Below are 15,338 nucleotides of genomic sequence, written 5' to 3'. Positions count from 1 at the left end.
ACAAAACCACCAATCAGTCGATTTAGCCAAAGAGGAGATAAAAAACAGCACAAACCAAACCAAAACACTGCCAATGCACGCTGATATTGGATTTTCTTGTTTGACGCTCAGAATAAATTACGGTAAATATGGTGTTAACAGTTTATTTACGGATATTTGTGTAATGATTTTTTCTTCTTCTCTACTGCTGAAACTTCTCCTTATCGTGAACCAATCGCGCGGGTAAGTTGTGGGTCAAGAACTACACAAATATTAAAACCCGCACTGAGCGGGTTTTTTTGTAACTGGCACTTTTAAAAGAACATCATTCTTAATAATAATTTGGATAGCAATCGATTCATTATCGATATAAGGAAGCACCCATGAACGATCAAGTAATAATTTTTGATACTACCTTACGTGACGGCGAGCAAGCATTGGCAGCAAGCCTTACGGTAAAAGAGAAGTTACAGATCGCTTATGCTCTTGAGAGACTGGGTGTGGATGTTATCGAAGCTGGCTTCCCTATCTCTTCTCCAGGTGATTTTGAATCAGTTCAAACGATTGCAAAACACATCAAAGGCAGCCGTATTTGTGCGCTTTCTCGTGCTGTTGCAAAAGATATAGACGCCGCTGCAGAAGCACTAAAAGTAGCGGACCAATTCCGTATTCACACTTTCATTTCAACATCGACGGTACACGTACAAGATAAGCTACGCCGCAGCTACGACGATGTTGTCGAGATGGCAGTGAAAGCCGTCAAACATGCGCGTAACTACACTGACGATGTGGAGTTTTCTTGTGAGGATGCAGGTCGTACCCCTATCGATAACCTATGTCGCATGGTTGAAGCCGCGATTAACGCGGGCGCGAAAACCATCAACATTCCAGACACCGTTGGCTACACAGTACCGAATGAGTTTGGTGGCATTATCAAAACGCTATTCGATCGCGTACCCAACATCGATCAAGCGATCATCTCTGTTCACTGTCACGATGACTTAGGTATGTCGGTTGCGAACTCAATTGCTGCTGTACAAGCGGGCGCTCGCCAAATTGAAGGCACAATCAATGGTATTGGAGAACGTGCGGGTAACTGTTCTCTAGAAGAAATCGCAATGATCATCAAAACTCGCCAAGAGTTGTTAGGTGTTCATACTGGTTTGGATCATAAAGAGATTCACCGTACCAGTAAGCTAGTGAGCCAACTTTGCCACATGCCAATTCAAGACAATAAAGCCATCGTTGGTGCAAATGCATTTAGCCACTCTTCAGGTATCCACCAAGACGGCATGCTTAAGAACAAAAACACTTACGAGATCATGACACCTGAGTCGATTGGTTTGAAAAACAAAGCATTGAATCTAACAAGCCGTAGTGGCCGTGCAGCAGTTAAGAGCCACATGGACGCAATGGGTTATAAAGATAATGAGTACAACCTAGATTCATTGTACGAAGACTTCTTGAAGCTTGCTGACCGTAAAGGACAAGTCTTCGATTACGACCTAGAAGCATTGATGCACTTCGCAAATCTACGTGATGAAGATGACTTCTATAAACTTAACTACCTAAGCGTACAATCTGGTAGTGTTATGTCTACCACCAGCATCAAATTGCAATGTGGTGATGAAGAGAAATGCGAAGCGGCTGTCGGCAATGGCCCGGTTGATGCTTTATACCAATGTATCTACCGCTTAACAGGCTACGAAATCGCGTTGGACAAGTTCGACCTGACTGCAAAAGGTGAAGGCGAAGATGGCTTAGGTCAAGCGGACATCATTGCTAACTATAAAGGCCGTAAGTACCACGGTACTGGCGTTTCAACCGATATCGTTGAAGCTTCTGGTCAAGCGTTGCTACACGTTATCAATAGCATTCAACGCGCAGACACTATTGCTGAAATGAAGCAGCAAAAATTCGCGACAGTTTAATACTCCAATAACAGAGCCCTAGAGCCGATGTTGTTGGCTTTAGGGACAAAATTTAAAACGAGCCAAACAGCTCAGTAACAAGAATTAAAGGATTAACATGACAGATAAATCATACAAAATTGCCGTACTACCTGGTGATGGCATTGGCCCAGAAGTAATGCAACAAGCACACAAAGTGCTAGACGCGATTGAAAAGAAACACGCAATTAGTTTTTCTCGCGAGGAGTATGATGTTGGTGGTATCGCTATTGATAACCACGGCTGTCCACTTCCAGAAGCAACCGTTGCAGGCTGTGAAGAATCTGACGCGGTACTTTTTGGTTCTGTCGGCGGTCCTAAATGGGAACACCTTCCACCAAACGACCAACCTGAACGTGGTGCCCTACTTCCTCTTCGTAAACACTTCCAACTGTTCTGTAATCTACGTCCTGCACAAATCCACAAGGGTTTAGAGTCTTTCTCTCCTTTACGTGCTGACATCTCAGGTAATGGTTTCGACATCGTGGTTGTTCGTGAACTAACCGGCGGTATCTACTTCGGTCAACCAAAAGGCCGTGAAGGCGAAGGTGCAACTGAAAAAGCGTTTGATACTGAGGTTTACCATCGTTACGAAATCGAACGTATTGCAAAGATTGCGTTTGAATCTGCTCGTCTACGTAACAAAAACGTTTACTCAATCGATAAAGCGAACGTTCTACAAAGCTCTATCCTATGGCGTGAAGTGGTTGAAGAAGTCGCGAAAGACTACCCAGATGTGAAACTGAGCCACATGTACATCGATAACGCGACCATGCAGCTAATCAAAGACCCATCTCAGTTTGACGTGATGCTTTGTTCGAACATCTTCGGTGACATCATCTCTGATGAGTGTGCAATGATCACAGGCTCTATGGGCATGCTTCCTTCTGCAAGCTTGAACGAAAGCAACTTCGGCCTATACGAACCAGCAGGTGGCAGTGCACCAGATATCGCAGGTAAGAACATTGCGAACCCAGTCGCGCAAATTCTTTCTGCAGCCCTAATGCTTCGTTACAGCTTAGGCGAAGAAGCTGCAGCACAAGACATCGAAACAGCGGTATCTAAAGCACTTTCTGCAGGCGAGTTAACGGCAGACCTTGCAGGCAAAAACCAAGCACTGACTACCTCAGAAATGGGTGACAAGATCGCTGAGTACATCTTAGCTTCATAAGCTAGATGCTTAGATTAGAAGCAAGTACATAAGAATAATATCAAGCCAAGTCTGCTTAAACCGCATGACTTGGCTCGAAACAAACACTGGGACTGATGCTCCCAAGGAAGAAAAGCTATGTCGACAAACCAGCAAGCAAAAACCTTATACGAAAAAGTTTATGATGCTCACGTTGCGGTTGCAGCGAAGGGTGAAACGCCAATTCTTTATATCGATCGTCACTTAGTCCATGAAGTAACGTCGCCACAAGCCTTTGATGGCCTGCGTGAAAAAGGCCGTAAAGTTCGCCAAGTAGGCAAAACTTTTGCAACCATGGATCACAACGTATCGACACAAACCAAAGACATCAACGCTTCTGGTGAGATGGCTCGTATCCAAATGGAAACGCTATCGAAAAACTGTGAAGAGTTTGGTGTCACGCTTTACGACTTAAACCACAAATACCAAGGTATTGTGCACGTAATGGGTCCTGAGCTAGGTATCACTCTGCCGGGCATGACCATCGTATGTGGTGACTCACACACGGCGACACACGGTGCATTTGGTTCATTAGCATTCGGTATCGGTACTTCAGAAGTAGAGCACGTTCTAGCCACTCAAACGCTAAAACAAGCGCGCGCTAAAACCATGAAGATCGAAGTAAAAGGCAAAGTCGCTGAAGGCATTACCGCAAAAGATATCGTACTAGCTATCATCGGCAAGACAACAGCCGCTGGCGGTACAGGCTACGTGGTTGAATTCTGTGGTGAGGCCATTACGGACCTTACAATGGAAGGTCGTATGACGGTATGTAACATGGCAATCGAGCTTGGCGCTAAAGCGGGTCTAATTGCTCCAGATGCAACGACATACGAATACATCAAAGGTCGTAAGTTCTCTCCTGAGGGCGAAGACTTAGAAGCCGCTATTGAATACTGGAACACATTGAAAACCGATGCTGATGCAGAATTCGATGCGGTTGTTACACTAGAAGCAGCAGACATCAAACCACAAGTTACTTGGGGTACTAACCCAGGTCAGGTTATCTCGGTAGACACACCAATCCCTGCACCAGAAAGCTTCGCAGACCCTGTTGAAAAGGCATCTGCAGAAAAAGCGTTGGCTTACATGGGTCTTGAAGCGGGTAAATCTCTATCGGATTACAACGTCGATAAAGTCTTCGTAGGTTCTTGCACTAACTCGCGTATCGAAGACATGCGTGCAGCTGCTGCGGTAGCGAAAGGCCGCCAAGTAGCGAAGCATGTTCAAGCATTAATCGTTCCGGGTTCTGAGCAAGTAAAAGCACAAGCAGAAGCTGAAGGCTTAGATGTAATCTTTAAAGAAGCCGGCTTCGAATGGCGTTTGCCAGGTTGTTCTATGTGTCTTGCAATGAACAACGACCGCCTTGGTCCACAAGAACGCTGTGCTTCTACATCAAACCGCAACTTTGAAGGCCGCCAAGGCCGTGATGGTCGTACGCACCTAGTTAGCCCAGCAATGGCAGCCGCAGCGGCAATCGCTGGTCACTTTGTCGATATTCGTGAACTTTAATTAGAGGATTTAACATGTCAGGTTTTCAACAACACACCGGATTAGTCGTTCCTCTAGATACGGCCAACATCGATACTGATGCGATCATTCCAAAGCAGTTTCTACAGAAAGTAAACCGCATCGGTTTTGGTAAGCACTTGTTCCACGATTGGCGCTTCCTAGATGATGCAGGCCAACAACCAAACCCAGAGTTTGTAATGAACGCACCTCGCTATAAAGGCGCTTCAATTCTACTGGCTCGTGAAAACTTCGGTTGTGGTTCATCTCGTGAACACGCACCTTGGGCGCTTGCTGATTATGGTATTCAAGTGATGATCGCGCCAAGCTTCGCAGACATCTTCTATGGTAACTCGATCAACAACCAAATGGTGCCGGTTCGATTGACTGAGCAAGAGGTGGATGAGCTATTCCAATTCGTAGAAGCGAATAAAGGCGCTGAAATTACTGTTGATTTAGAAGCTATGAAAGTCAGTGCAAATGGAAAAGAATACTCGTTTGAAATTGATGAGTTCCGTCGTCACTGTTTACTGAATGGCCTAGACAACATAGGTCTAACGCTTCAACATGCCGATAAGATCTCTGAGTTTGAAGCGAAAATTCCTAGCTTCCTAAAATAATGAGACATTTCTGAATAAACCTAAAGGTTGGCCAAGTGCCAACCTTTTTTATTCGATTCAACTTCTTCATTTAACTCAAATCTGTGGTTTAACTAAAGAGCCATGAAAGAAAATCGTAAAGCATAAGGTCTTAGTAGTCAGTCATCAGGAGAATGCCATGAAACAACTACTTGTTATTATCAGCCTACTTTTCTCAACCTTAGCTTGGTCGGCGCCAAAATCTGAACTGTGGCCGTACTGGAATCAAAGTAATGAAGCCAACTCTGAGCAAGTTTCTCATCAAGATTGGCAACAATTCCTCGATAACTATTTAGTCACGCAAGGCCAACACACCTTAGTTAGATATCAAGCAGCGAGCACTGCAGACAAGACAAAGCTCAAACAGTACATCAAGCGACTGGAGCAGGTTAATCCGCTCGACTATTCAAAAGCGGAGCAGTATGCCTACTGGGTTAATCTATATAACGCCGTGACCGTCGATTTAATTCTTGATGCCTACCCAATCAAATCAATTACCAAGCTCGGCGGGTTATTCAGTTTTGGACCATGGGGAGATAATGTGGTTGTCGTCAACGGTAAATCACTGACACTCAATGATATTGAACATCGAATCTTAAGACCTATTTGGCAAGACCCACGCACGCATTACGCGGTGAATTGTGCGAGTTTAGGTTGTCCTAACCTACAACTTCAAGCCTTTACGGCTGACAACACCGAGGCTCTACTAGAACAAGCGTCGACCGAGTTTGTTAATAGTGACAAAGGTGTGTTAATTGAAAACAACAAACTTCAACTATCATCGATTTACGAATGGTTTGCTGTGGATTTTGGTACAGAAAAACAACTCATTCAACACTTAGACCAGTATCGAACAAAGCCGGTGACGAACACTGAAAAAATCAGTTATGACTACGATTGGTCACTTAACCAAGCAAACTAGTTCTAACGCGAAAGTTAATCACTAAAGCTAAACAAAAAAAGAGGCTAGAGGTTTTATTAACCACTCGCCTCTTCTCAATTCTTTGACCGTATCTCCACAATTAAAAGCTTGAGTCTGGTTGTTGTAAGAACTCAATTTCCTCAGGAGTCGAAGTTCGACCTAGTACTTCATTACGGTGTGGGTAACGACCAAAACGCTCAATGATCACCTTGTGCTTAAACTCAAAATCAAGGTTATTCTCTAGCCCTGTCTGGGAAAAAAGCAGCACCGCTTGTTCATGCATCAGAAAAGATTCACTATGCATATAAGGCATGTAGAGGAAGCTTTTCTGTTGTTGATTGAGTTGGTGATCAAAGCCACCCGCTACCGCTTCTTGAGCTAGAACCAACGCCATAGGATCTGCAGTAAACGCATATGGACTATTTCTACCAAGATTCCGAGAAAACTGGTCAAGCACGATAATCTCAGCCAAGCGACCCTCTGCTGTCTGACGCCATTCAAATAACTCACCTTGAATGGCGGCTTTGTGCAGTTCAGAAAAACGAGACGCTATCAAAGCGTCAATCTCGGCGCCGCCAGTAAACCAATCTTTAGGCGTCAATTCATCGAACCAAAACTCTAGAACATTCTGATACGTTACCGTCATATAATTCCCTTTAATAAAAAAACCGAGTAATTTTGTTATTACTCGGTTTAGTGTTCGATTACTTAAAACCTTTGACCTTCTTTATCAGGTCATACGCATTCTGAATTTCTTGCGATTTTTCTTTCGCGACATTCATCATCTCTGGCGGTAAACCCTTCGCCATCAATTTATCTGGGTGGTGCTCATTCATCAATTTACGATAAGCTTTTTTCACCTCTTTACCTTCGGCACTTTCACTTACCCCAAGTACCTTGAAAGCATCTGCCAGTTGGTTCTGTTGTGAAGCCTGTTGCCAACCTGATGATTGCCCGTGACCTTGATGACCACCAAAGCTTCCACCTTGTTGTTGGAAACGGAACGCTGCTTCTTGCATCTGCAAGCGGCGCTCTAGTTGCTCTGCAGAAAACCCTAGGCCTTGCGCTATCTTATGCAAAACCTGACGCTCACTAGGGTGCAAGCTTCCATCAGCAAATGCGGCAGATACCTGAAGCTCCAGAAAGAACTGCAGAAGATCAAAACGGCCGCCCGATGAGATTTTTACACGCTCAAGCACATCACCTAGCGGAAAGTCACTCTCCTTACCATCACGGAATGCATCTTGCGCCGCTTTACGTTGTTCACCATGCAGATTCATACGCTCCATCATTGTAGAAGCAAGCTGAATCTCTTCAGGTGTTACCTGCCCTTTTGCTTTAGCAACATGTCCCATAACCGCAAAAGCCGCTTTAAAGAACTCGTTCTGCCTTTCAGCTTGGCTTGGTCCACGACCAAAACCAGAACTATTGAACCCCGATTGGTTTAAACGTCGAGCCTTATCAAATTGATGCCCCAAAAATAGGCCAAAAACTAAACCAAGCGGACCTCCAAATAAAAAGCCAAAAAAAGCGCCCAAAATTTTGCCAAATATTTGCATTATGTGTTCTCTATCTATGAATTTTGTCTGAGTAACGCTGTCTGATGATGCTGAATGCTAATATTTCCTTTATCATAAGGAAAATGCTTTATTAATTGGATTGATACTAGATCAACCCTTCATCTAGTGACACAGGATAGTTCAACTTCATGCAATCTTTTTCCCGCACCTTGTTAGCCGCGTCTATAAGTACGGCATTATACGTGTCGACAACTCAAGCTGAAACAATCACCGATAGTAGTGTGCAGGAAATGCCCTCTATAGATCAATGCTTGATCGAGCCCGCTGCAGAAAACGAGACACAGCTACCCGCTCATGTTGAGTCAGATCGCTTAGAAGCTATCAATGGTGACAAGGCAATCTATTCGGGTGACGTAAGAGTTACGCAAGGGAACAAGACCATCCTTGCTGATAATGTGACCCTACACCAACAAGAAAATATCGTTGTAGCTGAAGGCAACGTAAACTTTAGTGATGGTCAAATAAAATCAGTGTCAGACAGAGCAACCAACAATCTGACTACCGATGAAATGACGCTAGAAAATACCGACTACGAATTTCTTTGCGAACCAGGTCGCGGTGATGCGGTTTATATCGCAAAAACAGGCAAAGCGGTTTATGAAATTGAAGATGGCTCGATCACCTCTTGCCCTATCGGCGATAATGCTTGGCGTCTAAGAGCATCAAGTATTGACGTCGATCAAAATGAAGAACAAGCCACCTTTTATAACCCACGTTTTGAAATTCAAAGTGTTCCTGTCTTCTACTTACCTTACTTAACTGTGCCTATTGGCGATACCCGTAAAACTGGTTTCTTGTACCCAACAGTTTCATACGGTTCAAGCGATGGCTTTGAAGCTGAAATCCCGGTTTATTGGAACTTAGCACCAAACTACGACTTGGAAACCACCTTTAAGTACATGCAAGAGCGTGGTACCCAACTTAACAGTAAATTCCGTTACTTGAGCGATTTTGGCTCAGGTAGTATCGAGTCTGAATATTTACCGGATGACAAAAAATACTCCGAAAAAGGCGACCGTTGGGGGGCTCAACTCCAGCATTCAGGGATATTCCAGCAATCATGGTTGTTTGAAGTCGACTACTCAAAAGTCAGCGATATTGATTACTTTACCGATCTAAGTTCTGGTATTGGTAACCGTGAAGATGGTCAATTACTTCAAGAAGGCCGAGCGACCTACCGTTCACAGAACTGGGATGCTTCTGTACTTGTCCGAGATTTCCAAGTCCTAACCGATACAAAAAACAACTTACCGTATCGTTTAATGCCTCAGTTAGAGTACAACTACTACGCTCCTGAGGTCATGGATTACCTAGATTTCGACCTCATTAGCCATGTGTCACTGTTCGATACTGATGCCTCGGGCAAACCATCTGCCACTCGTGTCCACATTGAACCTGGCATTACAATTCCGGTAGGCAATACCTGGGGTACCTGGACAACAGAAGCTCGCTTACTTGGTACGTATTACCAACAAGATCTTGATGGCGTTGATACGGGCGCAGGCTCTGATTATGAAGATTTGGAAGAATCAGTAAGTCGCGTGATCCCTGAATTTAGAAGCCATGCGGGTGTCGTACTAGAACGAGATACCACTATTGTTGGTAACTATACTCAAACACTAGAGCCGCAAGTCCAATACTTGTATGTTCCAGAAGAAGATCAAAGTGATATTGGCCTTTACGATACAACACTACTACAGACTGATTACTACGGCCTGTTCAGAAGCCGTAAATACAGTGGCGTGGATCGTATAGCAGCCGCAAACCAAGTGAGTTACGGCGCATCCTCTCGCTTCTTTGATGACGAATACAAAGAACGCCTAAATATATCATTTGGTCAAATATTCTATTTTGATAAAGATACAAAGCAAACCCTGAGTAGTGAAGGTTCTGATGCTAAAACTAATTATTCTTCTTGGGCTATTGAAATGGACTTCAACTACGATGACTACCTGTTCTACCATGGTGGCGTGCAATACGATATTGATACCACTGCGATGCAGCTTGCAAACAGTACGTTAGAATACCGTTTTGGTGGTGGTTACATACAAACCAACTATCGCTACGTTACAGAAGAATACATAAATGAAACGGTTGATTTTGACGTATCATCAATAACAAGAGATGGCATCTCTCAAGCAGGCTTACTTGGCGCTTACCAAATTTCACCGAAATGGAATACCAGTGCTCAATATTTCTATGATTTGACTACACAAGAGAATCTCGAGTGGTTAGCTCGGTTAAACTATAAATCGGATTGTTGGTACATCGGCTTTACCTATAGTAACCGTTTGACAAATAACATTAGTGACCCAAACACTACGCCTGAATATGAAAATAACTTCAGTGTGAACTTCGGTATTGTCGGCTTTGGCACTAATATCGGCTCTGACTCTGGCGCTGTTGGGGATAGTAGTTCTGATAACTCTCTGAGCTACGGCCGCCCATTCTTCTTAAACAACTAATTTTCTTTACTGATAAAACATCAGTAAATTTAAAGGATTACACATGACATTGTGGAAACGCACATTAATTGCCATCGCAGCAGCTTGCACTGTATCAGTAAGCTACGCAGCGCCGGTAGAACTAGACAGCGTAAAAGTTATCGTTAACGAAGGCGTGATCTTACAAAGTGACATCGATGCTTCAATGAAGACGCTGCGCGCAAATGCTAAGAAAAGTGGTCAAACGTTACCATCGCAAGATGTCTTGAATGAACAGGTTCTAGAGAAGCTGATCATCGATACCATTCAAACGCAAGAAGCAGAACGTATTGGCGTTCGTATTGATGATGCTCGACTTGATCAAGCAATCGAAGGCATAGCGAAAGACAACAACCAGACTGTAGAACAATTAACAGCGTCGGTTGCTGAAGAAGGCCTTAGTTACAATGCATTTCGCGAACAAGTAAGAAAAGAGATTGCGGCAAGTGAAGCGCGTAACGCCTTAGTGCGTCGTCGTATCAACATTCTTCCAGCTGAAGTCGATAGCCTTGCGGATATCTTGGCGCAAGAGACTAACGCGACCGTTCAATACAAAATCGGACACATCCAACTTCGCTTTAATGATGACCAAACCAAAGAAGAGCTAGAAGCTCAAGCTAAAGAAGTGGTTGAGGAACTTAACTCAGGCAAAGATTTCAGCACCATGGCTTATACTTATTCAAAAGGCCCTAAAGCGCTACAAGGTGGTGACTGGGGGTGGATGCGTAAAGAAGAGATGCCTACCATTTTTGCAGACCAAATCAAAATGCAGAATAAAGGCAGCATCATCGGTCCTTTCCGAAGCGGCGTTGGTTTCCATATTCTGAAAATTGAAGATGTGAAAGGCTTGGAAACAGTAGCGGTGACGGAAGTTAATGCTCGTCATATCCTAATTAAACCGACCGTCATCTTAAGTGACGACGGTGCCAAGGAGCAACTTGAAGAAATCACGCGTCGTGTAAACGCGGGTGAAGCGAGCTTTGGTGAACTTGCGCAGCAATACAGCCAAGATCCAGGCTCTGCAGTGCAAGATGGTGAACTAGGCTACCAAACACCGGATTTGTATGTACCTGAATTTAAGCACCAAGTAGAAACGCTACCTGAAGGTAAGATCAGCGCACCATTTAAAACCGTGCATGGCTGGCACATTGTTGAAGTACTAGACCGTCGAGAAGTTGACCGTACCGATTCAGCTTTGAAAAACAAAGCTTACCAAATTCTATTTAACCGTAAGTTCAACGAAGAAGCTGGCGCTTGGCTACAAGAAGTAAGAGCGAGTGCTTTTGTTGAAATGGTTGAGGATGACCAAGATGACAACTAAACGCCTTGTCATTACGGCAGGTGAACCTGCAGGAATTGGGCCAGATTTAACTCTCGCCTTATCCCAAGAAAGCTGGCCACATCAGCTCGTGGTGTGTGCGGACAAAACCCTACTAGCAGAGCGAGCTCAAATGTTAGGGATCGAGGTGGAGCTGTTGGATTACGATTCAACCGCGCCCAAGCAACCTCAACGCTCTGGAACATTGGTTGTGAAACATGTTCCACTCGCTGAAGTCGCCGTTGCGGGTCAACTTAATGAAGCGAACGGCCACTACGTATTAAATACATTAGAAACCGCAGCAATTGGCTGTATGAATGATGAATTTGATGCTATTGTCACCGGCCCTGTTCACAAGGGTGTAATTAACCGAGCTGGCGTTGCTTTTAGTGGCCATACCGAGTTCTTTGCAGAGAAGTCCAATACACCGCTCGTGGTGATGATGTTGGCAACAGAAGGGCTGCGTGTTGCGCTAGTAACAACGCACATCCCACTAGCTTATGTATCTCAAGCAGTGACCGAAGACAGATTAGAGCAAATTATTGCAATTCTGAATAAAGATTTGGTTGAAAAGTTTGCTATTGAGAAACCAACTATCTACGTGTGTGGCTTGAATCCACATGCAGGTGAAGATGGTTGCTTGGGACGTGAAGAGATAGAAACCATCACCCCGACGCTAGAAAAAATTCGCCAAAAAGATGGCATCAATTTAGTTGGCCCATTGCCAGCAGACACCATCTTTAATGAAAAATATTTGCAAGATGCAGATGCTGTTTTAGGTATGTATCACGACCAAGTACTCCCAGTATTGAAATACAAAGGGTTTGGTCGTTCAGTGAACATCACGCTTGGCTTACCGTTTATTCGAACATCAGTCGACCACGGTACCGCCTTAGACTTGGCAGGGAAAGGCCAAGCCGATACAGGGAGCTTTAGAACAGCGCTCACGCACGCCATTGAATTAGTAGAGAAAAAACAATGAGAAATGATGTCCACTTAGGGCACAAAGCGCGTAAACGTTTTGGTCAAAACTTCCTTAACGATCCATACATTATTGATGGCATCGTATCTAGCATTAACCCACTACCAGGTCAAAACTTGGTAGAGATCGGTCCTGGTCTAGGCGCAATTACTGAGCCAGTGGGTAAGCTTGTCGATAAATTTACAGTTATCGAATTGGATAGAGACCTGGCTGAACGTCTTCGCAACCATCCCGATCTGGCTGATAAGCTAACGATCTATGAAGGCGATGCAATGAAGTTCGATTTCGAACAACTTGTTAAGCCAAACAACAAGCTACGTATTTTCGGTAACTTGCCATACAACATCTCGACACCATTGATGTTCCACCTTTTTGAGTTCCATAAAGACGTGCAAGACATGCACTTCATGCTTCAAAAAGAAGTGGTTAACCGATTAGCGGCCGGCCCAGGTACTAAAGCTTATGGTCGTCTTACGGTAATGGCTCAATACTACTGTAAAGTGACGCCTGTGCTAGAAGTGCCACCAACGGCCTTCGTTCCGCCACCGAAAGTAGATTCTGCAGTAGTACGCCTACAGCCATACGAAGTGCTACCTTACCCGGCAAAAGATCTGAAATGGCTAGATCGTGTATGTCGTGAAGGCTTTAACCAGCGTCGTAAAACGGTTCGTAACTGCTACAAGAGCCTAATCGACAAGGAAGTACTTGAAGAGTTGGGTGTTAACCCAGGCATGCGTCCTGAAAATTTAACGCTCGAGCAGTTTGTCGACATGGCAAACTGGTTGTACGACACTCACAGCGCTGACAAATAATTCTAAAAGGCTCCTACACTTCGGTGAGGAGCCTGTTTTTTATGTAATACTTTAAAGTATACCAACAACAAAAGGTGCGAATATGGATATATCTACGCCTTGTATCAAATGTCAGGTTCACTCTAAATACATAGAGGAACAATCTGAACCAACGAAGAACCGCTACGTCTTCGCCTACATTATTACCATCAAAAATCTCAGTAAAACAACGGTTCAACTAATGTCTCGCCGCTGGCTGATTACCGACTCCAACGGCAAACAACTCACCATAGAAGGTGATGGCGTGGTTGGGCAACAACCCGTGATTGAAGCCAACGACGAATACACTTACACCAGTGGTACCGTCATCGAAACTCCTGTGGGTGTTATGCAAGGTCATTATGTGATGACTGATAACAAAGGCATCGACTTCATAACTGAAGTTGATCCATTCAGACTCGCAATCCCTAATATTCTTAATTAGTCGTACATCCGTATCTACAGGAAATTATTGTGTCGAATTATATTGTCGGAGACATCCAAGGGTGCTTCGACGAACTTCAATTACTGCTTAAAACCGTCAATTTTGATAAGCAGCAAGATACCTTATGGGTTGCTGGTGACTTAGTCGCCCGTGGTCCTAAATCATTGGAGACGCTACGCTTTATTCGTAGCCTAGGTAACGCTGCTAAGGTTGTATTAGGCAACCATGACTTGCATCTACTTGCGGTTTCCTTAGGGCTATTTCCAGCTAAAGCAAAAGACAAGACTCAACCCATTCTTGATGCAGAAGACCGAGAACAGCTGCTCGAATGGTTAAGACAACAGCCTTTGATTCAAGAACATCCAGAGTTCGTAATGTCTCATGCTGGCATCTCACCTCAATGGGATCTAGAGCGAGCGCGTATTGAAAGTCTGGAAATAGCTGATTTATTAAAATCAGAGCAGTGGCAATGGCTTATCGAAAACATGTACAGCAACACGCCTGACTCATGGTGTCAAAATTTAGAAGGGATTGAGCGCTATCGCTATGCGATAAACAGCCTGACTAGAATGCGCTTCTGTTTTACTGATGGCCGACTCGATATGGCCTGTAAACTTCCGCCAAGCGAAATTACCACTGAGCCGTTAGTGCCTTGGTTTGACCTACCACAACGTATAAAGCTGGATAAAACAGTTATTTTTGGACACTGGGCTGCGCTAGAAGGTTACTCAGGAAAAGATGTGATTGGACTTGATACTGGGTGTGTGTGGGGGGGAGACTTGACGATACTTCGCTGGGAAGACAAACAGTTTTTCACTCAAAAAGCGCTATAGAAACACGAGATACGAGATACGAGATACGAGATACGAGATACGAGATACGAGATACGAGATACGAGATACGAGATACGAGATACGAGATACGAGATACGAGATACGAGATACGAGAAGCTTGCGCTAGCTGTGCACAGTAACGCAAGCATTTTCAGAGCCTAACTCTTAATAACCACCGTTAACGCTCGAGAACCACAAACTCCATATCGTGCTTGTTTTTCTCATCCGCTTGATAAGTATCATTAAAGCTCTGCTTCCAACCTTCTCCCCAGTCTGGGAATTGAGTATCACCATCCACATCAAAATCGATATAAGTCAGGTATAACTTGTTCGCTCTTGGTAAGCAGGTTTCATAGATTGAACCACCACCGATGATCATCACTTCATCAACATCACTTACCAGCTCTAGTGCTTTTTCAATCGAAGTTACCGTCGTTACGCCTTCGATTTCTAAACTCTCGTCGCGGCTGATTACAACGTTCAGCCTCCCCGGCAAAGGGCGACCAATTGAATCGTAAGTTTTACGCCCCATCACGACAGGTTTGCCCATAGTTGAACGTTTAAACCATGCGAAATCTGCAGGTAAATGCCAAGGCATCTGATTGTCTTTACCAATTACACGGTTGTTCGCCATTGCCGCTATCATGCTGATGATCATAAATCGAAAGTCCTGTCCTTACT

General features: G+C 44.2%; 14 protein-coding genes. 11 read left to right on the top strand and 3 right to left on the bottom strand.

The window, feature by feature from the left end:
* The first annotated feature begins 362 nt into the window (after positions 1 to 362).
* From leuA to DUN60_RS00455, 5 genes are all read left to right on the top strand, one after another.
* Positions 363 to 1,910: a 2-isopropylmalate synthase gene (leuA, locus tag DUN60_RS00475; RefSeq protein ID WP_065207191.1), complete on the top strand. Its 1,548-nt coding sequence runs from the start codon at positions 363 to 365 to the stop codon at positions 1,908 to 1,910.
* 97 nt (positions 1,911 to 2,007) lie between these two features.
* The gene (gene leuB, locus DUN60_RS00470; RefSeq protein WP_017109323.1) at positions 2,008 to 3,099 is read left to right on the top strand and encodes a 3-isopropylmalate dehydrogenase; all 1,092 of its coding nucleotides are present in this window, start codon (positions 2,008 to 2,010) and stop codon (positions 3,097 to 3,099) included.
* 117 nt (positions 3,100 to 3,216) lie between these two features.
* Complete coding sequence (leuC, locus tag DUN60_RS00465) at positions 3,217 to 4,629, top strand: 3-isopropylmalate dehydratase large subunit (RefSeq protein ID WP_102515450.1); 1,413 nt, start codon at positions 3,217 to 3,219, stop codon at positions 4,627 to 4,629.
* A gap of 14 nt (positions 4,630 to 4,643) precedes the next feature.
* Positions 4,644 to 5,246 carry a 3-isopropylmalate dehydratase small subunit gene (gene leuD, locus DUN60_RS00460; protein WP_114632950.1) on the top strand — a complete coding sequence of 201 codons (603 nt, stop codon included), beginning with the start codon at positions 4,644 to 4,646 and terminating at the stop codon, positions 5,244 to 5,246.
* 157 nt (positions 5,247 to 5,403) lie between these two features.
* Positions 5,404 to 6,186 (top strand): DUF547 domain-containing protein, encoded by a 783-nt coding sequence (locus DUN60_RS00455; RefSeq protein ID WP_114632949.1) that lies wholly within the window; start codon positions 5,404 to 5,406, stop codon positions 6,184 to 6,186.
* Positions 6,187 to 6,286: 100 nt separating this feature from the next.
* Here the strand turns inward: DUN60_RS00455 and DUN60_RS00450 are convergent, their stop codons facing one another.
* Positions 6,287 to 6,832 carry a DUF924 family protein gene (locus DUN60_RS00450; RefSeq protein ID WP_114632948.1) on the bottom strand — a complete coding sequence of 182 codons (546 nt, stop codon included), beginning with the start codon at positions 6,830 to 6,832 and terminating at the stop codon, positions 6,287 to 6,289.
* A 58-nt stretch (positions 6,833 to 6,890) separates the two neighbouring features.
* On the bottom strand, positions 6,891 to 7,745 hold the full coding sequence (gene djlA, locus DUN60_RS00445) for a co-chaperone DjlA (protein WP_114632947.1): 855 nt from the start codon (positions 7,743 to 7,745) through the stop codon (positions 6,891 to 6,893).
* A gap of 149 nt (positions 7,746 to 7,894) precedes the next feature.
* Here djlA and lptD point away from each other — a divergent pair, with 149 nt between their 5' ends.
* The 6 genes from lptD to apaH all read left to right on the top strand — a co-directional run bounded on the left by lptD (position 7,895) and on the right by apaH (position 14,657).
* On the top strand, positions 7,895 to 10,231 hold the full coding sequence (lptD, locus tag DUN60_RS00440) for an LPS assembly protein LptD (protein WP_114632946.1): 2,337 nt from the start codon (positions 7,895 to 7,897) through the stop codon (positions 10,229 to 10,231).
* A 43-nt stretch (positions 10,232 to 10,274) separates the two neighbouring features.
* Entirely contained in the window at positions 10,275 to 11,570 is a 1,296-nt protein-coding gene (gene surA, locus DUN60_RS00435) for a peptidylprolyl isomerase SurA (RefSeq protein WP_114632945.1), read from the top strand.
* The gene (gene pdxA, locus DUN60_RS00430; protein WP_162808203.1) at positions 11,560 to 12,549 is read left to right on the top strand and encodes a 4-hydroxythreonine-4-phosphate dehydrogenase PdxA; all 990 of its coding nucleotides are present in this window, start codon (positions 11,560 to 11,562) and stop codon (positions 12,547 to 12,549) included. The genes surA and pdxA overlap by 11 nt, the downstream gene beginning before the upstream one ends.
* Complete coding sequence (gene rsmA, locus DUN60_RS00425; protein ID WP_004735898.1) at positions 12,546 to 13,361, top strand: 16S rRNA (adenine(1518)-N(6)/adenine(1519)-N(6))-dimethyltransferase RsmA; 816 nt, start codon at positions 12,546 to 12,548, stop codon at positions 13,359 to 13,361. The genes pdxA and rsmA overlap by 4 nt, the downstream gene beginning before the upstream one ends.
* 82 nt (positions 13,362 to 13,443) lie before the next feature.
* A complete protein-coding gene (gene apaG / locus DUN60_RS00420) occupies positions 13,444 to 13,824 on the top strand; it encodes a Co2+/Mg2+ efflux protein ApaG (RefSeq protein WP_004735899.1) in 381 nt (126 codons plus the stop codon).
* A 29-nt stretch (positions 13,825 to 13,853) separates the two neighbouring features.
* On the top strand, positions 13,854 to 14,657 hold the full coding sequence (gene apaH, locus DUN60_RS00415; RefSeq protein ID WP_065207182.1) for a bis(5'-nucleosyl)-tetraphosphatase (symmetrical) ApaH: 804 nt from the start codon (positions 13,854 to 13,856) through the stop codon (positions 14,655 to 14,657).
* 178 nt (positions 14,658 to 14,835) lie between these two features.
* Here the strand turns inward: apaH and folA are convergent, their stop codons facing one another.
* On the bottom strand, positions 14,836 to 15,315 hold the full coding sequence (gene folA, locus DUN60_RS00410) for a type 3 dihydrofolate reductase (RefSeq protein ID WP_065207181.1): 480 nt from the start codon (positions 15,313 to 15,315) through the stop codon (positions 14,836 to 14,838).
* Positions 15,316 to 15,338: the final 23 nt, after the last annotated feature.

It is taken from the genome of Vibrio splendidus (genome assembly GCF_003345295.1).
Lineage (GTDB): Bacteria > Pseudomonadota > Gammaproteobacteria > Enterobacterales > Vibrionaceae > Vibrio > Vibrio splendidus_K.
This window is presented reverse-complemented; position numbering and strand designations above follow the sequence as displayed.

What these genes read in the sequence shown, in the direction of transcription:
- leuA (WP_065207191.1), top strand. Translation starts at nt 363, where the DNA reads ATGAACGATCAAGTAATAATTTTTGATACTACCTTACGTGACGGCGAG.
- leuB (WP_017109323.1), top strand. Translation starts at nt 2,008, where the DNA reads ATGACAGATAAATCATACAAAATTGCCGTACTACCTGGTGATGGCATT.
- leuC (WP_102515450.1), top strand. Translation starts at nt 3,217, where the DNA reads ATGTCGACAAACCAGCAAGCAAAAACCTTATACGAAAAAGTTTATGAT.
- leuD (WP_114632950.1), top strand. Translation starts at nt 4,644, where the DNA reads ATGTCAGGTTTTCAACAACACACCGGATTAGTCGTTCCTCTAGATACG.
- DUN60_RS00455 (WP_114632949.1), top strand. Translation starts at nt 5,404, where the DNA reads ATGAAACAACTACTTGTTATTATCAGCCTACTTTTCTCAACCTTAGCT.
- DUN60_RS00450 (WP_114632948.1), bottom strand. Translation starts at nt 6,832, where the DNA reads ATGACGGTAACGTATCAGAATGTTCTAGAGTTTTGGTTCGATGAATTG.
- djlA (WP_114632947.1), bottom strand. Translation starts at nt 7,745, where the DNA reads ATGCAAATATTTGGCAAAATTTTGGGCGCTTTTTTTGGCTTTTTATTT.
- lptD (WP_114632946.1), top strand. Translation starts at nt 7,895, where the DNA reads ATGCAATCTTTTTCCCGCACCTTGTTAGCCGCGTCTATAAGTACGGCA.
- surA (WP_114632945.1), top strand. Translation starts at nt 10,275, where the DNA reads ATGACATTGTGGAAACGCACATTAATTGCCATCGCAGCAGCTTGCACT.
- pdxA (WP_162808203.1), top strand. Translation starts at nt 11,560, where the DNA reads ATGACAACTAAACGCCTTGTCATTACGGCAGGTGAACCTGCAGGAATT.
- rsmA (WP_004735898.1), top strand. Translation starts at nt 12,546, where the DNA reads ATGAGAAATGATGTCCACTTAGGGCACAAAGCGCGTAAACGTTTTGGT.
- apaG (WP_004735899.1), top strand. Translation starts at nt 13,444, where the DNA reads ATGGATATATCTACGCCTTGTATCAAATGTCAGGTTCACTCTAAATAC.
- folA (WP_065207181.1), bottom strand. Translation starts at nt 15,315, where the DNA reads ATGATCATCAGCATGATAGCGGCAATGGCGAACAACCGTGTAATTGGT.